Origin of the sequence: Nocardia sp. CDC153, assembly GCF_035818515.1 — a bacterium.
Taxonomy (GTDB): Bacteria; Actinomycetota; Actinomycetes; order Mycobacteriales; family Mycobacteriaceae; genus Nocardia.
Map to the genome: position 1 here is coordinate 178515 of NZ_JAYKYU010000004.1, position 20160 is coordinate 198674.

A 20160-nucleotide genomic window follows, 5' to 3' on the forward strand; every position below is an offset into this window, starting at 1 on the left:
AGGGTCCTTCTCCCGTAGGGCAGGGGTTTCCGTCACGATCCCACCACGGATCGCTGGTCGGCGGGCGGGGTGTACACGTCGTCGGCGAGTTGCAACACCATGAAGCCGTTGTCGTTGCAGGTGGCCCACAACTGGTTTCCGTGCCACTCCGGCGGAGAGAAGCACCAGTCGGTGGACAGGTCGCCGAACGCCACCATGCCGGTGCGCGACGAGAGTGCCTGGGACGGATCGAACTTGCCCTCCAGGATGGCCCGGGCGGCGGACGGGAACTCCATGGCGGGGACACCGATGATCGAGGCCAGTGCGTGCGGTGAGTTCCACAACTCGAGGTTTCGGCCCTTGCGGGCGGGCGGGTTGTAGTACGCGATCTCCTTGGCGTGGAAGGGATCCCGGACGTCGAAGACCCGGATCCCGGACTCCTCCCACCCGCAGGCCAGCGCGGTCGGATTGTCGGGCCGGTCCGCGGCGCAGTAGTGCGCGTCGTAGGAGAACACCGAGCCGCCCATGGCCGAGGCCATCGCCGAATCCTGATTCTCGGGCAGGTTGATCTCCAGCTTGATCTTCGCCGCGACCGTCGGATTGGTCTCGTCGGAGATGTCGATGAGCTTCACCCCGCCCGCGCCGCCCTCGTCCACGGTGAACAGGTACGGCTTGCCGTCATAGGTGACCGGGATGCTGTGCTGGGTCGCCCAGCCGTCGGTCCAGAAGACCCGACCCAGGTGGTTGACCTGTGGGTTCGGGTCGCGGCGCTGCACTGCGCTGATGTCGAGCACGGTGAATCCGGCGAGCGCGGACAGGTACATGCGATCGCCGTCGGGGCTGATGCCGAAGCCGTGCGCCTCGATTCCGGTGAGCCCCTGCCAGATCACGTGCGGATTCGTCGGATCGGTGAGATCCACGGCGCTCACGAAACCGGGCGCGATGCCCGAGGCCCAATACGTGCGACCGTCCGGCGAGAACCCGCCCTCGTGCGTCGTGATCGGCAGCGGCATCAGCAGATTCGTGCCCGCGCCCGGGTTCAGCAACCGCGGGTGCGCACAGTCGGAGATGTCATACACCGAGAGGTATCCCGCGCCCTCGCCGACGGGAACACCGGTGCCCACCAACAGTTTTCGCTCGGCATTGACCTTGAGGGACTCCCAGGTCCCGGCCAGCATGGCGGGTTCGGTGAGACTGCCGACCTCCACCGGATTCGCCGGGTCGGACACGTCGAGCACCTGCACGCCCTGTGCGGGACCGAGGATATTGCCCGGGAACAGCGAGCCGGTGTACGAGCAGTGGTCGTAGGTCGCCGAGGTGATCCCCGCGCCCTTGCCGACATACCCGCCGACGAACGACAGATTGCACCGATACCCCAGCGTGCTGCGCCCGCTATTGCGGTCGTCGGCCGGAACATCGCCCTGCATACCGTTTTCCGGCAGCGCCCCGTCCCCGCACTCCGCGCGCGGCACCGAGGTCCGCCCGACATCCAGAAACTGCTGCACCTGGCTCTCGATATCTGACTGCAGATCCGCCGACGCGCCGTGCATCGGCAATACGGCCGCCCCCAACAGCGACACCGCCAGCACCGCCGCCGGTTTCGACCGGCGCATGCGCGTGAACCGCCTCATCGCGGTACCCCCGTCTTCGTTCCGTGCACAAGTCCCGTGACCGTCGGCACAGCAGGTTGGCCGATGTGGTCACCGTTACGTCTCGGAACGCTAACCCATAAACTGACCGGCCGGTAGGGCTGAGGCCAAAATTGTCTGTGACAGCTTCGGCTGGCAGCACGCGGTTCCTGTCGGTGCGCGGAAGTATCGTTGGCGGCGAATGGAATCCGCGAGAGATCTGAGAGAATGACCGAGCTGTCTGCTTTTCCGCTGCCCTTCCTCGCCGAACACCTCATGCCCGTCGCGCCGCCGCGGACCTTGCGGGAGCTGCAGATGATGCGGCTGAGTGCCGAGATTCGGGAGAAGCCGGAGTGGTTCGTCAAGCGGAACGACCCCGAGATTGTGGCCAGGTGGACGCGGGAGGCCGCCGAACAAGGGCTGACGGAAGCTCAGATCCGTTATGTGCTAGCGGAATTGGATCGCTACGCCGAACTCCGTGATGAGGCGTCGGGTATCGAGGTCTCCGCCGTCGACGGGGTGTGGCAGTCGGACACACTGATCTCCGACGAACTGAAAACCCGTCTGCGGGAAGCGGTTCGAGTCCTGGAGGAGGTGCCCGACGCGGAGCGGGACTGGCATCCGGGATCGGACGAGCAGGTCTTGGACCTGGTACATCCCTCGCTGTTCTGTCTTGTCCGCGGTGTCAGCGCCATCGATGACTCGGCGTGGCCGACGGCCGGGGAGAACGACGCGCGGTACGCGTGTTCGGAGAAATTCCAATGGCTGCCAACCGATGTCGATATCGATGCCGACGGTCACGCCGTCTTCCGCTCCTACGTCAACAATGTCCATCCCGTCGCCCATCGTGACCTCGAGTCCGTCCTGCCGCTGCTCTTCGCGCGCCTGCTCCCGCTGTTCGAGAATGTGCTCACCGACCTGCGCTATCCGCGACCGCGACGGATCAAGCCCGACCCGTACTCCTGGTATGACGACGAACCGACCCGGCCCGAGACCGACGACGAGGATGACATCGAGGCGTTCGACGAGGCATTCGACGAGTGGTGGGAGAACCGTCGCCCGGTCGTCCCGGACGCTCCCGAATACAGCCCGCCCGCCCTGCCCGACGACTACGCCCGCGTCGACCTGCGCGGTCGCCGACTCCAGGTCATCGTCAAACTCGCAAACATCCACCTCACCCCCGACAAGCCCGAATATGCCGGTGGCAGTTGGCATGTCGAGGGAATGATGAACGAGCGCATCGTCTCGACCGCCATCCACTACTGGGACAGCGAGAACATCACCGACAGCCGACTGAGCTTCCGCGCGGCCGTCGACGACCCCGACTACGAACAGAACGACGTGGCCGGTATGCGAGACGTCTACGGTCTGGAAGACGAAGACGTCCTGAACCAGGTCCTGGGCGCGGTCCCGACCACCCCGAACCGCTGCCTAGCCTTCCCGAACATCCTCCAACACCGCGTCGCCCCCTTCCAGCTCGCCGACCCCGCCCGCCCGGGCCACCGAAAGATCCTGGCGTTCTTCCTCGTAGACCCATCGGTAACGATCATCTCCACGTCCGACGTCCCACCCCAGCAGCCCTGGTCTCCCACCTCGACCATGACCCTCGAGCAGGCCAAGGCCTACCGCGAAGAACTCATGCGCGAACGCAAATTCTTCGTCGACGAACACAACCAGGAGCTCTACGAACGCGAATTCTCCCTCTGCGAACACTGATCGGCGAGCGCCTCGCGGCTGGAGGTGCGCAAGCTGTCTGCGACAACCCTGGTTGTGTGAGTTGCTGGGTTCAGGCGTTGGCGGGCAGGTCTGTGCCTGCACCTCGGCGGCGTAGGGCTACGAGGTCGTGGCGGGGCCGGGGGAGTGTTTGCTCGTGCGCTCCCTCGATGGTGAATCCGGAGTCGGTGATCATCTGGCGGTCGTCGCCGCCGGGCTGGCCTTCGCTGGTCAGGTAGTCGCCCAGGAAGATCGAGTTGGCGAGGTGCAGCGCCAGGGATTGCAGGCCGCGGAGATGGATCTCGCGACCGCCGGCGAGACGGACCTCGACGTCGGGAAAGAAGAATCGGAACAGCGCGAGGATTCGGATGCAGCGGTCGGGCGTGAGTTCCCACCGGTTTCCCATTGGGGTCCCGTCGAAGGGAATCAGGAAGTTCACCGGCACCGAGTCCGGGTCGAGGTCGCGCAGCGCGATCGCCACATCGACGATGTCCTCGTCGGACTCGCCGATACCGAAGATCGCTCCGGAACAGGGCGACAGTCCGGCCGCGGTGGCGCGCGTGAGGGTGTTCACGCGATCGGTGTACGTGTGGGTTGTGCAGATCTCCGCGTAGCGGGCTTCGGCGGTGTTGAGATTATGGCTGTAAGCGTGCGCGCCTGCCGCCGCGAGCCGTTCGGCCTGCCCGTCGTTCAACAGCCCGAGACATGCGCAGATCTCGACCTGCGGGTTATCGGCTTTGATTGCGGCAATGGTGTTTTCGATGCGAGTGATGTCGCGGTCGCCGGGCCCGCGCCCGCTGGCCACCAGGCAGACACGCTTCGCGCCAGCACGTATCGCCTGATCCGCGATCTGTGCCGCCTTGTCCGGCGATATCCACGAGTACTTGAGTACCTCGGACCTCGACCCGAGTCGCTGCGAGCAGTAGCCGCAATCCTCCGGGCAGAGACCACTTTTCATGTTCACGATCGTGTTGAGCTTGACCCGCATCCCGAAGAACTCACGCCGCACCCGCGACCCCGCAGCCACCACATCGATGAGCGGTTCCGAACCCCCCAACAGCGCCAGCGCCTCCGCCCGACTGGGAGCCGCCCGCCGTAACCCCTTGTCTACCAACAGATTCAACAACTCACTCGTCATGAATCCGTAACCTACCTCGAGCTTGAACAGTGTTCAAGTATCGCGGCGGGTGTGATCATCCGGCCTCGTGCGTGGCGTATCACCGCGGAGTTCGACGACTGCCGAGTCGAGAGTCAAGACGTCGCCGAGTGCGGCGGCTGGTGCGGCCGGAAGGGACCCGTGCGAGCAATGGCGATGACCGCGAGCCGAGCAGCGAGTGCACGCACATGCCGATGATCGGGGTCATCTCGGACATGGACCGTAGCTAGTGTGGGCACATGGAACGGGACGTGCGGCAACGTCATTCCTCGTCTTTCGGCGCAGTGGCGGCTGCCTACGCAGAGCATCGGCCCGATTACGCACCGGCCGCGGCACGCTGGGCGCTGGAATCTGCGCCGGGTCCACGGGTGCTGGATCTCGGCGCTGGGACTGGCAAGCTCACCGGTACGTTGCTCGGGTTGGGTGTCGATGTCGTCGCCGTCGAGCCGGACGCCGCCATGCTGGCCGAACTGCGTTGCGCGTTACCAGCGGTTCGCAGCGTTGCGGGCAGCGCCGAGTCGATCCCGCTACCGGAGGCGTCCGTCGATGCGGTGCTCGCTGGAAACGCCATGCACTGGTTCGACATGTCCATCGCGGGACCGGAGATTGCCAGGGTCCTTTCGCCCGGCGGTGTTCTGGCAGGTTTGTGGAATGTGCTCGACGACCGGATCGACTGGGTTGCCGGGCTCGGGCGGGTCGGCGGAAGGGAAGCCATCGGTCCGCGGGACACGCTCAGTAGCTGGCGCACCGCGACCGCGGGGATGCACTTACCTGGCTCGGGTGCCGTTGCCTGGTTCGGCTCGCCGGAGCAGGCCGAGTTCACCCACTCGCAGCGTCGCACCGTCGATTCCCTTGTCGCGACGATTGCCACGCGCGCAGGCATATTGGTGATGCCCGAGCAGGAACGAGAGGCCACCCTCAGCCGTATCCGGGAGTTTCTCGCCAGCAGGCCAGAGACTTCCAGCGGCGAATTCTCACTCCCGATGTTGAGCGGCGTACTGCGAACTCGTCGGCTGTGACAGCCATCGATGACCGATGAGTGGCTCGTATCCCCCATGCCGCGAGGCGCGCTGACCGAACCGGTCGATGCGTGGGGCGGAAGTGATATCGCCGCTCACCACGAGTTGGGTCTGTGGTATTTCGATACCTTCTGCGCTGCAGCGCTGGAGGCATCAGGAATGCTTCTAGCACCGATAAGTAATGGGTCTTCGACTGTGGACTTGCGGGCCGACACCATGGGTTCATGATCAAAGTTGCAGGGCGGGGAAGCGGGTTCGACGTCAGCGAAGGCGCTCTCACCCACGGGCTGCCCTACCTCGCATTCGGATCCGGACAGCCGCTCGTGTTCTTGCGCTGGTTCACGCCCGACCACGCCAATCCAACTGGCTGGCAACGCACCTCGGAGATCAGGACCCTGGCACCACTCGCCCGTCACTTCCGGGTGTATGCGGTGGGGCGTGCACCGGGCATGGCGATGGGAACCACCATGGCCGACATCGCCACCCAGCACGCCGAGGCAATCCGAGCCGAGTTCGGCTCCGCGGTCAACGTGCTGGGCGTCTCGTCCGGAGGCTCGGTGGCGCTCCAACTTGCCGCCGACCACCCAGATGTGGTGCGGATGCTGGTTGTCGCCTCCTCCGGCGACACCTTGCCCATGACGGCCAAACGCGCTCAGATGAGTTATGCGAACGCGGTCGCGGCAGGACGCCGCGGTCTGCACCACACCGCGCCGGTCATGGTGCGGTCACGAACCTTGGCCCGCCTCGCCGCCGCGATACTCTGGCTGGCCGACCCACTGGCCAGACCCGAGAACCCCGCCGACACCGCGGCATTCCTACAGGCCGAGGACTCATTCGACATCAGCGAGCGGCTGGGCGAGATCACCGCGCCCACCCTCGTAGTCGGCGGAGAACTCGACGCCTTCTACCCCGTCGAGACCTTTCGCCGCACGGCAGACCGAATCCCGAACGCACAGTTGACCATTTACCGCAGAACGGGCCACCAGGGCGTCGTCAAGCACAAGCTATTCGCCCAGGACGTCATCTCGTTCATCGGCGCAAACGACCGCCACCCCACCAACTCACACACCGAAAAGCATGTCGAGGAGCGTGCCCACGTCACCGAATCGGTGCGACCATCTCGATGACCTCGGCTACCCCGATGAGTCGGGATCCGTCGAACATTGACAGCTGTAGCCCGGGGGTGATCGGGGGCCATAGGTTTGGTGCCAGAGGGTGGAGTCGTGCGATCGCCTCATCGCCGGGGGCGAGCGTTCTGGGGCCCTCCAGTGTCAGGGGTGTAGTGGCGTTCTTGGTGCGGGTCTGTGAGGTGCAGCCGAAGATCAACGGGGCGAGGTTGTCTCAGGCCCGGGAGGTGGGGCGCTACAGGTTTCCGGGGTGGACGGCGAATCGGCTGACTGTGGCGAGGTGGTGTACGGCGTTGCGGTAGGAGGTTAGGAGGGGGGTTTCGGTGTAGGGGAGGGCGAGTTCGGTGCAGAAGGCTTGGACTATTGGCTGGGCGGAGCGTAGGGCGGGGCGGGGCATGGTGGGGAAGAGGTGGTGTTCGATTTGGTAGTTGAGGCCGCCGAGGGCCGTGTCGATCAGGTTGCCGCCGCGGATATTGCGGGAGGTCAGGACTTGGCGGCGGAGGAAATCGGTGTTGTCGGCCTTGGGGAGGACGGGCATGCCCTTGTGGTTGGGGGCGAAGGTGCAGCCCATGTAGAAGCCGAACAATCCCTGGTGGACGGCTATGAATACGAGCGCCTTGATTGGTGACAGGACGAGGAACACTGCGGCGAGATACCAGAGCGCATGCGCGATCAGAAATGCGCCCTCGCGAAACCGGTGCGCGAGGGGCCAGGTCAGTACCGCACGCACGCTCGAGAAGTGCAGGCTGCCTGCCTCGAGCAACAGCATCGGGAAGAACAGCCACGCTTGATAGCGGAAAACGAACCGGCGCCAGCCTGTTTCGGCGGACGCGCGCCTGCCGGAGTGCGCCAGAATTCCCGACACATCCGGATCGGCACCCTCGGTATTGGGGTGCGCGTGATGGCGATTGTGATTGCTGGTCCACCAGCCGATGCTCACCCCGGTCGCGAGATTGCCGACCAGCAGCCCGTATCGGTGATTGGCTCGACGGGTCGCGAAGATCTGACGGTGTCCCGCATCGTGTCCGAGAAACGCCAACTGCGCGAACACCACCGCCAAGAACACGGCGACACCCAGCTGCCACCACGAGTCCCCGACCATCCACAATCCCACCCAGCCGGCCCCGAAAGCCCCTGCTGTCACAGCGGTTTTCCACCCGTAATATCTCGGTCGCCGCTCGAGCAGCCCCGCCTGTCGCACGCGCCGCAACAACACCGCATACTCGCTGCCTCGCATGGGCGCGAGATCGCGCACCACCGCGGCCCGGTCCTCCACCGGCACCGGTGACCGCCGCCGTACCGTCTCGATTACCAAGGGATTCGCACATCCTGCGCTCGTGGGGTGCGGCAGTCGCCGAGCATCCGCCGCCGCACATGATCCCGGGTACGGCCCTGGGCCGCCCGCCTGCCCGCCCCCAGGATGCCCCGTTATCCCCACGAACAGGTGAACGGACAGCACATCCGCATGACGATTGCACGCCGTCCCGAGCGCATGCGGATCCGCAACCTAAGCCCCTCGGCGGATCGTCTAACCCGTCATCCCGGCGTGCTTTCGGCGGATCTCGCTATCAGAGCTGGATTCTGGCCAAGAGCACGCCGGAATGGCAAGGAGAACCTGCGACCACCCGGCTAGCGGCCGACAGCCAGCAGGCGGCGGCACGCCTCCAGTAGCCGGGCGCGCAGGACTTCGGCGCGCGAGGCGATGTCGGCTTGGGCGCGGACGTATTCGGCTCGGCCGGAAGGGGTTTCGATGCGGATGGGGGTGTAGCCGAAGTCGCGGAGGTCGTAGGGGCTGGCCTTCATGTCGAGTTCGCGGGCGGCGCAGGCCAGGGTGAAGGCGTCGAAGAGGAGGTCGGAGTCGATCAAGGGGGTGAGTTTGAAGCCCCACTTGTAGATGTCCATGTTGGCGTGCAGGCAGCCGGGCTGTTCGCGGTCGACCTGGGATTCGCGGGTGAGGACCTCGAGGTTCAGGGGCGCGGCCTCGGGGGTGAAGAAGCGGAAGGCGTCGAAGTGGGTGCAGCGCAATTGCATCGACTCGACGACCGCGTCGGTGCCCGCCGAGCCGAGGCGTAGGGGGACCTGCTGGTGGCGGACCTCGTCGGTGCGGTACACCATGGCCCACTCGTGCAGGCCGAAGCAGGACAGTTGGGCGGGTCGGGTCGCGGTCGCGGCGAGCAGGCGGGCGACGAATTCGACGGTGTCGCTCCGCTTTTCGAGGAAGGCGGGGTCGGCGGTCCAGCCGGTGTCACCCGATTCGAGGGAAACCTCATGGTAGCCACGGGATCCCGCGTACTCCCCGGCCTCGGTCAGGGCCACTCCGTAGCCGGGGTGCCAGCGCTTCAGCTGGGCCGGCTTGTGCCCGTAATAGGTGAACAAGAAGTCAATCACCGGGTGCTTCTGGCCCGCCGCGCGCTGCTGGAGATACGGCCCGACAAGGGCGTCGACGCGCTCGCGATGCGCGGCCGCCCGGTCCCGCCACGCGGGACCGGACAGCACGGATAGTTCGGTGAGCGCGTTCATCATTCGGCCAGGCGGTGGGTGGCGTCGCGGACGGTGCCGACGAACTCCTCCACCAGGTCTTCCAGAGCCACGATGCCGACGGTATTGCCGCGGCTGTCGACGACGCGACCCAGATGGGAATTGGTGCGGCGCAGCCGAGCCAGGGCCTCGTACAGGGTGGTGCCCATGCTCAGGGTCGGCAGCGGGCGAATATCGGTGCGGGGGATGGGCGTGCCCGGTCCCGCGTCGTCGTCGGCGGTCAGATCCAGCACATCCTTGACGTGCAGATAGCCGACCAGCGAACCATCGGCCGCCCGCACCGGGTACCGGGAGAAACCCGTTTCGGCGACGGCGGATTCGATATCACCGAGCGTGGTCCCGTCCCCGCGCAACGGCACCGAACGCGTCTTGTCCAGCGGCACCATCACATCGGCGACAATGCGATCACTGGACCCCAGCGCCTGGGTCAGTCGCCGGTGCTCCTCCTCGTCGAGCAAACCCTCCGAGCGGGACTCACCGAACATCTCCGCCAACTCCACCGACGACACCGTGGCGTCCAGCTCGTCCTTTGGCTCGATCCGCAAGGCGCGCAACGTGATATTGGCCGCGAAGTTGTACAGCGCGATCAACGGCTTGGCCAGCCGCAGCCACATCAGATGCAGCGGCACCAGCAGCAGCGCCGAGCGTTCCGGCCCCGCCAGCGCGATGTTCTTCGGAATCATCTCGCCGAGCAGGATGTGCAAGATCACCACGATGGTCAACGCCAGGGCGAACGAGATTGGATGCAGCAGCGAATCCGGCACGCCGAGCAGATCGAACGGTTTCTCCAGCAGATGCGCCACCGCGGGCTCACCCACCCGACCCAACAGGATCGAACAGATGGTGATGCCCAACTGCGCCGCCGCCAGCATCATCGACAGGTTCTGGCCCGCCTCGATAACGGTGTTGGCGCTGCGTTTGCCCTGTGCGGCAAGCGCTTCCAGCCGATCGCGGCGCGCGGAGATGAGCGCGAACTCCGCGCCCACGAAGAACGCGTTGCCCAACAGCAGCACCAGCGTGAGCAGAACGGCGTACAGGTCACCCATGGCTGCGCTCCCAGCTCGCGAGGGCCTCGGCGTCGACCGGCCGGATCAGCACGCGGTCGATGCGACGGCCGTCCATGCGCTCCACGGTCGCGATCCACCCGCCCGCCGTGTGCGGCTGCTCCAGCTGATGATTGCCCGGCTGCGGCAGCAGCACCTCGTCACCGGCCACCGGAATCCGACCCAACCGGGTCAGCACCAGGCCGCCGAGGGTTTCGTATTCGCCTTCGGGCGCATCGTATCCGGTGGTGCGGGACACCTCGTCGATGCGCAGCAGCCCCGCGCAGTCCCAGCCGTTCGGGGTGCGGCGCACGTCGAGTTCCTCCTCGTCGTGCTCGTCGCGCACATCGCCGAGGATCTCCTCGATCAGGTCCTCCATGGTGACAATGCCCGCGGTGCCGCCGTATTCGTCGACCACCAGCGCCACCTGCATGCCGTCACGGCGCACCCGGTCGAGCACCTCGTCACCGTCGAGGCTGGCGGGCACGATCGGCACCGGCTTGGCGATGGTCTTCAGCTTGATATTTCGGCGATCCTTGGCCGGATACACGAAGACCTGTTTGACGTGCACGAACCCGAGCGTGTTGTCCAGATCGCCCTCGATGACGGGGAACCGGGAGTACCCGGTCTCGCGCGCGGCGTCGATGAGATCGGCGAGAGTGCAGTCCTGATCCAGGGATTCGATGGTCACCCGCGGGGTCATGAGCTCCTCCGCGCTGCGCTCACCGAACTCGAGGGAACGATCCACCACCTGCGCCGTGCGCTGATCCAACGCCCCGTGCAGCGCGGAAGTCCTTACCAGCGAACCCAATTCCTGCGGCGACCGCGCCGAACGCAACTCCTCGGCCGGTTCGATGCCCAGGCGGCGCACCGCCCAGTTGGCGACCCCGTTCAGGAAGTTGATCATCCACTTGAACGTGGTCGAGAACGCGATCATCGGCCCGGCCGTGAACCGCGCCACCTCGAGCGGCGAGGAGATGGCGATGTTCTTGGGCACCAGCTCGCCGTAGATCATGGACAGCGAGGTCGCGATGATCAGCGCCAGCGCCAGCGAAATGCCATGGGAGGTACCGGTATTCACGCCGAAGGCGTTGAACATCGGCTCCAGCAGCCGCGCCAGCACGGGCTCGGCGATATAACCGGTGACCAGCGTGGTGATGGTGATGCCCAACTGCGCGCCGGACAACTGGAACGAGAGCGTGCGATGCGCCTGCCGCACCTGGCGGGCCCGCCGGTCGCCCTCGCGGGCATGGGCCTCCACGGTGGAGCGTTCCAGGGCGGTGAGCGAGAACTCGGCGGCGACGAAGAGCGCCGTGCCGGCGGTCAGAGCGATGAATCCGAGCAGACTGAGAACGGTGAACAAGGCCGACACGGTCAGTACCACCCGACCGTTCGTCGCACGGGTATTGCGTGGGCGCCGGGTTTGTCACCCGGCTCGGTAGAGGAGCCCTCCTGTGAAGCGCCCTTGGACGCGGGTGACAACTGGTTCCTTTCGCAGGGGTTGCTAGCGGAATATGCGCTTCGGATACCCATGGCCGGGCTCCGGATAGCCCATGGTACCGGGAGGCTTTGACGGTTTCCGCACAGCGGGGCCGTATCACACACGAAACCCGGCGGATCCGCCTCGGATCCGCCGGGTTCGGGTTGTGCAGTACTAGCGGGTGATCACCAACCGGACGGCAGCGGACGACCCTCGGCGAAGCCGGCGGCCGACTGCACGCCCAGGGTGGCGCGCTCGTGGAACTCCGCAAGCGTGCGGGCACCGGCGTAGGTGCAGGAGCTGCGCACGCCGGAGGTGATGTGGTCGATCAGGTCCTCGACACCGGGACGCTCGGGGTCCAGACGCATGCGCGAGGAGGAGATGCCCTCCTCGAACAGCGCCTTGCGGGCCCGGTCGAACGCCGAATCGGTGGCGGTGCGGGCGGCCACGGCGCGCTTGGAGGCCATGCCGAAGGACTCCTTGTAGCGGTTGCCGTCGCGGTCCACGCGCAGGTCGCCGGGGGACTCGTAGGTGCCCGCGAACCAGGAGCCGATCATCACGTTGGCGGCGCCGGCGGCCAGCGCCAGAGCCACGTCACGCGGGTGGCGGACACCGCCGTCGGCCCACACGTGCTTGCCGAATTCCTTGGCGGCCGCGGCACATTCGGCCACCGCCGAGAACTGCGGGCGGCCCACACCGGTCATCATGCGGGTGGTGCACATGGCGCCGGGGCCGACACCGACCTTGATGATGTCCGCGCCCGCCTCGATCAGATCGCGGGTGCCGTCGGCGGCGACCACATTGCCCGCGACCAGCGGCACGCCCAGGTCCAGGCTCGCCACCGTGCGCAGCGCCTCGATCATCTTCTCCTGGTGGCCGTGCGCGGTGTCCATCACCAGCACGTCCGCGCCCGCGTCGACCAGGGCCTTGGCCTTGGCCGGGACATCGCCGTTGATGCCGACGGCCGCGGCGATGCGCAGCTGGCCATTGGCGTCGGTGGCCGGGGTGTAGATGCCGGTGCGGATCGCGCCGGTGCGGGTCATCACGCCCGCGAGGGTGCCGTCCGGGTTGACCAGCACGGCCAGATTGGTGTGGCGGGCCTCGAGTAGACCGAAGATCTCGCGCGGCGAGGTATCGGCCGGAGCGGACACGAAATTGGTGTCGGCGACGGTGCTCAGGCGGGCGAAGCGGTCGACGTCCTGGCAGGACGCCTCGGTCACCACGCCGACCGGCTTGCCGTTCTCGACCACCACGACCGCGCCGTGGGCGCGCTTGTGAATGAGGGCCAGCGCATCGGAGACCGACTGCTCCGGATCGAGCACCACGGGGGTGTCGGCGGTGAGCGAGCGGCTCTTGACGAAGGCGATGGTGTCGGCGGCCGCGGGGATCGGGAGATCCTGCGGCAGCACCACGATGCCGCCCCGGCGGGCGACGGTCTCGGCCATGCGGCGGCCGGCGACGGCTGTCATATTGGCGACCACGAGTGGAATGGTCGTGCCGGTCCCGTCCGTGGTGGAGAGATCGACATCGAACCGGGACGCCACATCCGTCCGGCGGGGGACGAGGAAGACGTCGTCGTAGGTCAGGTCATAGGGCGGAGTCTGCCCGGGAAGAAACTGCACGTTGGACCATGGTAGCTGAATGCTGAGAGTTCGCGGTGCGTTGGGGCAAGAAAAATGTCGGGCGGCTGCCAGCGGGGTGCCCTAGCGTCGTGATCGTGACTGATCTCGAGACCCTCGCCGATCGACTGGATATCAGCGACACCATCACCAGACTGTTCGTCTACACCGACCAGGCCTGTTGGGCGGATCTGCGCGAATCCGTTTTCGCGACAGAGGTTTTCTTCGACGGCGGCTTCGGCGGACCGGTCGGCCCGCGGCCCGGCTCCGACATCGTCGACGACTGGGCCGCCGGTCTGGGGGACCTGGATGGCTGCCAGCACCAGTCCGGTAATCAGCTGGTCGAGATCACCGGGGATACCGCGCTGGCGCATGCCGACGCCATTGCCGTGCACGTGAAGAACGATGCGAAGAACGGCACCACCCGCTGGTTCGTGGGCAGCTATGTCATCGGTCTGGAGCGCGGCGAAAAGGGCTGGCGCATCAACCGTTTCGAGTACAAGTTGAAGACCATCGACGGCAACGCCGACCTGACCTGAGTCTGTGCACGGTCCCCTCGACGGTGGTTAGCTAAATAATTGCCAAGCGCCGTCGAGGGATTCGAGTTATCTCAATCTCGTCCGATTTGCCGGAAGCGCGCGTCCGAATCGATACGCGTGTCGTAGGAAGCTCCAAGCGTGTCGCGTTAGCGCGACGACTTGCGCGCCGCGCCGGGCTTGCGTTTCTTGTTGTGCGGGCGGCTCTCACCCTTCGGGCGCTGCCGGAATCGGGACTGCTCGCGCGACGAATCCGGTTCGGGGGCGGCCGGAGTCGACGGATCGGAGACCGGGCGGCCCGAGGGGCGACGCGCGCCGGTGATCTCCACCAGCCGTCGATCGCCGGGACGGACCTCCACATCCGTGAGCGTCACCGAGGCGCGCTTCGCCAGCTGGGCGGCTTCCTCGCGATTGTCCGGGGTCACGATGGTGACGACCGTGCCGGACGCGCCCGCGCGGGCCGTGCGCCCGGTGCGGTGCAGATAGTCCTTGGGGTCGGCGGGTGGATCGACATGCACGACGAGGGAAACATCGTCGACGTGCAGGCCGCGCGCGGCCACATCGGTCGCCACCAGCACCGGCGCGGTGCCGTCCGCGAAGGCCGCCAGCATCCGACTGCGCTGGTTCTGCGCCTTCCCGCCATGCAGTGCGACCGCCCCGATCCCCACCTCCCGCAACTTCCCCGCGAGCTTCTCCGCCCCGTACTGGGTCCGCACGAACAACAGCGTCCGCCCCTCCCGCGCCGCAATCTCACTGACCACCGCCCGCTTGTCACTGCGGCGCACATGCAACGCGTAATGCGCGATGGCGGGCACCGCAGCGGTACCGCCCGTGGCTTCAAGGCTCACCACCGAGGCTCGGCCCGCCGCAGAACCACCGGCCGCCGTGGAACCTGTGCCCGCTGCGCGGCCCGTGGTGCGGTGGTCGCCCGGAGCGGAATCGGCTTCCGAACCGAGTCCGGCGCTCGGATCCTGGCTGGTAGAGCCCATATTCGAGCCGCCTGCACCAACGGTCGCCGCCGTACCGGAACTCGCGCCCGGCGCGACTGCCAGACCAACCGAATGTCGAACCGGCTCACGCAGATAGCGCTGCACCAGTCCGTCGATGGTCTCGTCGAGGGTGGCCGAGAACAGCAGCTGCTGCGCGTCGTCGGGAACCTTGTTGAGCAGGGCCGTGAGCTGCGGCATGAAGCCCAGTTCCGCCATGTGGTCGGCCTCGTCCACGGTCACCACGCGAATATCGCTCAGCGCCACCGCTTTCCGGCCGAGCAGATCGGTGAGCCGGCCCGGCGTCGCGATGACCACATCCACCCCGCGCGCCAGCCGCTCCTCCTGCTTCTTGATCGGCAGCCCACCCACGGCCGTGGCCAGCCGCAGCCCCAACGACAGCGCGGCCTCATCCAACGCCGACTCGATCTGAATCGCCAGCTCCCGCGTGGGCGCGAGGATCAGTCCGCGCGGTCGCTTCGGCGCACTCGGCGCACCGAACAGCCGCACCAACATCGGCAGCCCGAACGCCAGCGTCTTCCCCGAACCCGTCGCCGCCCGCCCCAACACATCGCGCCCAGCCAAAATGTCCGGAATCACCGCGGCTTGAATCGGAAACGGCTTATCGATCCCATCCCGCCGCAGCGCCTGCACCAGCACGGGTGGCAGCCCGAGGTCCGCGAATCGGGTGGCATCGGGCGCGGACGTCGGGTTGGTGTGGATGGTGGCCTCCAAGGCTGGGTTCGGTGTGTCGCGCTCGGATCGGGAGTCGCGGTCGGTGGATGTGGTGGTGGCTGTGCTCGCTCGCGAGCCTGCCGTGGGCACGGCGGATTGCGCCGCGCCCGAGTCGGATTCGGGGACGGTCGGGTGGGGATCAGGCACGGCTGACCAGGCGGCTGAGTTCGACCAGCCAGGGGATCGCTACGGCCAGGGTGGGGACCACGAGGATGGCGGCGGCGGCCAGGTAGGCGGCTACCGCGATGCGGAGGTCGCCGATGGGGCCGGCGAGGCGTTGGATGCGGATGAGGGTGGTGGGGCCGCCGACGGCCATCGCGCCTTGGGGGGCAGGGGAATTGGAGCAGGCGACGAGGGCGCGGGCCAGGGGGGTGGGGCCGGTGACCTTGACGGCGGAGTCGTCGGCGAGCAGTTCGATGAGCAGCTTCACCGAGTCCAGGGCGGACTTGGAGCGGACCACGCGGGGGAACGCCTCGTGCGCGGCGGTGAAGGCCTCGAGCACCAGGTCGTGGCGAGCGCGCAGGTGCGAGCGCTCGTGGCTGACGATGGCGGTGAGTTCCTCGTCGGTCAGATTGGTGACGGTGCCCTGGGAGAGCACGACGCGGCGACGTAATCCGGGCAGGCAGTAGGCGATGGGCTCGGTGGCGGCCAGCACCCGGATGTCGTTCGACTTGCGTTGCACGCTGGACTGATCGAGCAGATCGACCAGCATGCGGTGGCGAGCCCGCCGACGGCGCGTATGAATACCGACGCGAATCACCGACCAGATGAGCCGCGCCCCGACCAGCAGGGTGAGCGCGAATACCAGCACCAGCGCCAGCCACAGCGGCAGCCCGAGCGCGTCGATCTCCTTGGAGGGCGTTGTCGTCGGGCGGCCGTCAGAACCGGGAACCAGCAGCCGCGAGGCGATGGCCAACCCGGAACCGAACGCGCTCAGCACCGCGGCCAGCGCGATGGCCTGCCAAAGCACCAGGGCGGCACGGGGACTGCGGTAGGGCCAGGTGGCTCGGCTGAGCAGCGCTGGTACCGGTCCCGCCAACAACAAGGCGAGACCGGCGAAAACCGGCGCTGTCCAGTCCATGTCCTCAGCTCACTGCGTTGTGGGGCTTGGGCCGAGGCTACAGCTATTTGGACTCTGGTTTGTCCTTGCGCGCCTCGGTGGCTTCGAGCTTAGCGAGTGCGTCGCGTAATGCGGCAGCCTCATCCGCACCGACCTGTTCCACGAAGTGCACCAGGGCCGCGCGGCGGCTGCCCACTTCGTCCGCCTGCTGCAATGCGTCCACCATCAGACTGGCGACGAGTTCGTCGCGAGTGTGCACGGGTGCGTACCGATGCGCGCGATCATCGCGCTGCTGGACCACCAGATTCTTCTTCGCCAGACGCTGCAGAACCGTCATCACCGTGGTGTACGCGAGTTCGCGGCGTGCAGCGAGGGCTTCATGGACCTGCCGGACCGTTTGCGGTTCGTCGGCCGACCACAACTGGTCCATGACCGCTTTCTCGAGTTCACCAAGACCTGCCATCCCACAAGTTTACGGAGACAACGACAGGAATGCGTACTACAGGTCGTCGTAACCGGGTGGTTGCTGGTGTGGTATTGCTCATAGTGCGGCCTCGACCGGCATGTCTGTGGTTCCCGACGCACGCACGCGCTCCGCGGTCGCCGACGCCCGCACATGCCGGGTGCCGATCGGAACGATCATGGGTCGACCCGACACCGGATCCTCGAGCACCTGCGCGCGCAGGCCGAAAACCTCGCGCAACAGGTCGGGCTCGATGATGTCGCCGGGACGGCCCTGGGCGACGATGCGGCCGGAGTTCATGACGATGAGACGGTCGCTGTAGCGGATGGCCAGGTTCAGATCGTGCAGGACCATGACGATGGTCCGGCCGAGGTCGTCGTGGAGTCGATCCACCAGATCGAGCACCTCGAGCGAGTGCGCCAGATCCAGGTAGGTGGTGGGCTCGTCCAGCAGCAGGATGTCGGTGCCCTGTGCGAGCGCCATGGAAATCCAGGCCCGCTGCCGCTGGCCGCCCGAGAGCTCGTCGAGGGTCCGTCCGGCCAGATCCGCGATGCCGGTCTGCGCGAGCGCGGCCGCCACCTCGGCCTCGTCATCGGCGGACCACTGCCGCAACCACGACTGGTGCGGATGCCGCCCGCGCGCAACCAGATCCGCGACGGTCAGGCCCTCCGGGGCGATCGGGGTCTGCGGGAGCATGCCGATGATCCGGGCGATGTCCTTGGTCTTCATGGTGGAAATGGCCTTGCCGTCCAACAGGACCCGACCGGACTTCGGCTTCAGCAGCCGACCCAGCGAACGCAGCAGCGTCGATTTGCCGCAGCCGTTGGGGCCGATGACGGTCGTGATCACGCCCGGCGCGACATCCACCGACAGCCCATCCACGATGACTCGCTCGCCGTAGCCGAGTGTGATGTTTTCCGCGGCGAGAGTCACGGTGTCGCCTTCCTGTTGGTGCGAACGAGCAGGTAGAGCAGGAACGGCCCGCCGACCGCCGCGGTGACCACACCGACCGGTAGCGAGACGGGAAACGCGGTGCGGGCCAGCAGATCCGCGCCGACCACGGCAATGGCCCCGACCAGGGCGGAGGCGATCAGCGGCTCGCCCGCAGTGCGGAGGAGCCGCCGCGCGATCTGCGGTGCGGCCAATCCGACGAACCCCATCGGCCCGACCGCGGCCGTCGCCAACGCGGCGCAACTCACCGCGGCCGCAATGAGAATGGCCTGCTGGGTTTGAATGCGAACGCCGAGAATTCGCGTGGTGTCGGTGCCGAAGCGCAGGGTGGCCAGGGTGCGCGCGGATCCGGCCGTGACGAGCAAGGCCAGACCCAATCCGATCGAGGCGGGAATCAGCGTCGACCAATCGGCGGCGTTGAGCGAGCCGGTCAACCACTGCTGCGCATGCGCCGCATCGGTCAGCGTGGCCCGCGTCAGCAGCCAGTTCACCACCGACAACAGCGCCGCATTGACGCCGATCCCGATGAGTACCAACCGGAATCCCATCACCCCGCCGTCCCCGGTCGCGGTGCGACCCCAGGCCAGGAGGTAGATCAGTACCGCCGTCAGCAGCCCGCCGAGCAGCGCCGCGGCCGAAAGTCCTAGCACCGCACCGGTCCCGGTCGCGACCCCGCCCATCCCCACCAGCACCGCCACCGCACCACAGCTCGCCCCGGGGGTGATGCCGAGCAGATCCGGACTGGCCAGCGGATTGCGCAGAATCGATTGCGTCACAGCACCGGCCAACCCCAGCGCCGCCCCCACGACCACCGCCGTCAACGCCCTGGGCAGCCGCGAATCCATGATGACGAACCGCTGCGCCCGAGTTCCCCCGCCGCCCAGCACATCCAGCACCTTGCCGACCGGAATCCGGAATTCCCCAACGGCAATATCCAGAGCGAACAATCCGAACAGCACCGCGATCATCGCGAACACGGTGAGCAGCGCGCCGATTCGAAGAACCGCCGAGAATCCGCCGACCCGGACCGCCGGGCGCACCGTCGAAAGTGTCATAGCGAAACCAGCTTTCGGCGGCGGACCAGGAGAACGAAGAACGGTGCGCCCAGGGCGGCGAGGGTGATTCCCGCCTGGAGTTCGCCCGGGCGGGCGATGAGCCGTCCGGCGGTGTCGGCCAGCAGCAGCACGAGTGCGCCGAGCAGCCCCGAATAGGGCAGCAGCCAGCGGTAATCGGGACCGGTGAGGGCGCGCGCGAGGTGCGGGACGATGAGACCGAGGAAGGCGATCGGGCCGACGGCGGCGGTGGCCGCGCCCGCCAGCAGGACCACGGAGACCAGGCCGAGCGCGCGACTGCGGCCGATGTTCACGCCCAGTCCGCGGGCGACATCGTCACCGAGGCCGAGGAGGTTGAGGCCGGGCGCGGCGGCGAGAGCCAGGAGCGCGCCGACAAGGAGGAAGGGGAGCGCCTGTCGGAAGACCGAGGCGTCGTGTCCGGCCACATCGCCGACCACCCAATAGCGGTAGGTATTGAGCGCGGTACCGTCCAGCAGCACAACGATATTGGTCATGGCCTGCAAGAACGCCGTGACCGCAGCGCCCGCCAGCACCAGGCTCAGCGGGCTGGCCCTACCGCCGCCGAGCGCCGAGACACCGAAGACGACCGCTCCCGCGAACAGCGCTCCCGCGAAGGCGAACCAGATGTACTGCGCGGGTGTGGTGAGAGCGAGCAGATGGATGCTGAGCGCCGCGAGGAACGCGGCCCCGGCATTGATGCCGAGTAATCCGGCGTCGGCCAGGGGGTTTCGGGTATAGCCCTGGATGAGTGCCCCGGCCATGCCGAGTGCGAGCCCGGTTGCCAGGGCCAGTCCGGTTCGGGGGAGCCGCAATTCGCGCACGATCTGCGCGGCCGATCCCTCGGTGGGGCACGAAAGTGGTAGCCCACCAGGGCAAACGACGGCGTCGTAGACCGTGCCGAGGCTCAATGTCCGAGCTCCGAGAGCGATGCTGGCCGCGATAGCGATCAGCAATAAGGCGGCCAGAACGAGAAGTCCGAGCAGACGTCGCCGTCTGTTGGTGACTACGGCGGGCACGGTGACGAACTACTCCTGACGCGTTCATTGCTCGATAA

General features: G+C 67.0%; 17 protein-coding genes. 4 read left to right on the forward strand and 13 right to left on the reverse strand.

What is annotated here, in order from left to right; translation table 11 throughout:
- Nucleotides 1-32: 32 nt before the first annotated feature.
- Nucleotides 33-1610 (reverse strand): LVIVD repeat-containing protein, encoded by a 1578-nt coding sequence (locus VMT65_RS23330; RefSeq protein WP_326310503.1) that lies wholly within the window; start codon nucleotides 1608-1610, stop codon nucleotides 33-35.
- A gap of 225 nt (nucleotides 1611-1835) precedes the next feature.
- On the opposite strand from VMT65_RS23330, the gene VMT65_RS23335 reads away from it, so the two are divergent.
- Complete coding sequence (locus tag VMT65_RS23335) at nucleotides 1836-3323, forward strand: DUF4246 domain-containing protein (RefSeq protein WP_326310505.1); 1488 nt, start codon at nucleotides 1836-1838, stop codon at nucleotides 3321-3323.
- Nucleotides 3324-3393: 70 nt separating this feature from the next.
- Here VMT65_RS23335 and bioB read toward each other — a convergent pair whose 3' ends face one another.
- Entirely contained in the window at nucleotides 3394-4458 is a 1065-nt protein-coding gene (gene bioB, locus VMT65_RS23340) for a biotin synthase BioB (RefSeq protein WP_326310506.1), read from the reverse strand.
- Between the two features lie 257 nt (nucleotides 4459-4715).
- On the opposite strand from bioB, the gene VMT65_RS23345 reads away from it, so the two are divergent.
- Both VMT65_RS23345 and VMT65_RS23350 read left to right on the forward strand, forming a co-directional pair.
- Nucleotides 4716-5495, forward strand: coding sequence for a class I SAM-dependent methyltransferase (locus VMT65_RS23345; RefSeq protein WP_326310507.1), 780 nt, complete (start codon nucleotides 4716-4718; stop codon nucleotides 5493-5495).
- Between the two features lie 224 nt (nucleotides 5496-5719).
- Nucleotides 5720-6622 carry an alpha/beta fold hydrolase gene (locus VMT65_RS23350; RefSeq protein ID WP_326310508.1) on the forward strand — a complete coding sequence of 301 codons (903 nt, stop codon included), beginning with the start codon at nucleotides 5720-5722 and terminating at the stop codon, nucleotides 6620-6622.
- Nucleotides 6623-6857: 235 nt separating this feature from the next.
- Here VMT65_RS23350 and VMT65_RS23355 read toward each other — a convergent pair whose 3' ends face one another.
- The 5 genes from VMT65_RS23355 to VMT65_RS23375 all read right to left on the reverse strand — a co-directional run bounded on the left by VMT65_RS23355 (nucleotide 6858) and on the right by VMT65_RS23375 (nucleotide 13305).
- Nucleotides 6858-7937, reverse strand: a complete 1080-nt coding sequence (locus VMT65_RS23355) for a fatty acid desaturase family protein (protein WP_326310509.1) — start codon at nucleotides 7935-7937, stop codon at nucleotides 6858-6860.
- A 314-nt stretch (nucleotides 7938-8251) separates the two neighbouring features.
- Entirely contained in the window at nucleotides 8252-9145 is an 894-nt protein-coding gene (locus tag VMT65_RS23360) for a 3-methyladenine DNA glycosylase (RefSeq protein ID WP_442790296.1), read from the reverse strand.
- On the reverse strand, nucleotides 9142-10206 hold the full coding sequence (locus tag VMT65_RS23365) for a hemolysin family protein (protein ID WP_326310511.1): 1065 nt from the start codon (nucleotides 10204-10206) through the stop codon (nucleotides 9142-9144). The genes VMT65_RS23360 and VMT65_RS23365 overlap by 4 nt, the downstream gene beginning before the upstream one ends.
- Complete coding sequence (locus tag VMT65_RS23370) at nucleotides 10199-11575, reverse strand: hemolysin family protein (RefSeq protein WP_326310512.1); 1377 nt, start codon at nucleotides 11573-11575, stop codon at nucleotides 10199-10201. The genes VMT65_RS23365 and VMT65_RS23370 overlap by 8 nt, the downstream gene beginning before the upstream one ends.
- Before the next feature lie 293 nt (nucleotides 11576-11868).
- Complete coding sequence (locus VMT65_RS23375) at nucleotides 11869-13305, reverse strand: GuaB1 family IMP dehydrogenase-related protein (protein ID WP_326310513.1); 1437 nt, start codon at nucleotides 13303-13305, stop codon at nucleotides 11869-11871.
- 95 nt (nucleotides 13306-13400) lie between these two features.
- Between VMT65_RS23375 and VMT65_RS23380 the strand changes: the two genes are divergently transcribed.
- A complete protein-coding gene (locus tag VMT65_RS23380; protein WP_326310514.1) occupies nucleotides 13401-13841 on the forward strand; it encodes a nuclear transport factor 2 family protein in 441 nt (146 codons plus the stop codon).
- Between the two features lie 146 nt (nucleotides 13842-13987).
- On the opposite strand, the gene VMT65_RS23385 is transcribed toward VMT65_RS23380, so the two are convergent.
- The 6 genes from VMT65_RS23385 to VMT65_RS23410 form a co-directional block, all read right to left on the reverse strand.
- On the reverse strand, nucleotides 13988-15559 hold the full coding sequence (locus tag VMT65_RS23385) for a DEAD/DEAH box helicase (RefSeq protein WP_442790302.1): 1572 nt from the start codon (nucleotides 15557-15559) through the stop codon (nucleotides 13988-13990).
- A 139-nt stretch (nucleotides 15560-15698) separates the two neighbouring features.
- Nucleotides 15699-16640 (reverse strand): M56 family metallopeptidase, encoded by a 942-nt coding sequence (locus VMT65_RS23390; protein ID WP_326310516.1) that lies wholly within the window; start codon nucleotides 16638-16640, stop codon nucleotides 15699-15701.
- Nucleotides 16641-16683: 43 nt separating this feature from the next.
- Nucleotides 16684-17082 (reverse strand): BlaI/MecI/CopY family transcriptional regulator, encoded by a 399-nt coding sequence (locus VMT65_RS23395; RefSeq protein WP_326310518.1) that lies wholly within the window; start codon nucleotides 17080-17082, stop codon nucleotides 16684-16686.
- A gap of 78 nt (nucleotides 17083-17160) precedes the next feature.
- Nucleotides 17161-18015, reverse strand: coding sequence for an ABC transporter ATP-binding protein (locus VMT65_RS23400; protein WP_326310519.1), 855 nt, complete (start codon nucleotides 18013-18015; stop codon nucleotides 17161-17163).
- Entirely contained in the window at nucleotides 18012-19088 is a 1077-nt protein-coding gene (locus tag VMT65_RS23405) for a FecCD family ABC transporter permease (RefSeq protein ID WP_326310520.1), read from the reverse strand. Before VMT65_RS23405 ends, VMT65_RS23400 begins: the two co-directional genes overlap by 4 nt.
- Nucleotides 19085-20122, reverse strand: a complete 1038-nt coding sequence (locus tag VMT65_RS23410; RefSeq protein WP_326310521.1) for a FecCD family ABC transporter permease — start codon at nucleotides 20120-20122, stop codon at nucleotides 19085-19087. Before VMT65_RS23410 ends, VMT65_RS23405 begins: the two co-directional genes overlap by 4 nt.
- Between the last annotated feature and the right edge of the window lie 38 nt (nucleotides 20123-20160).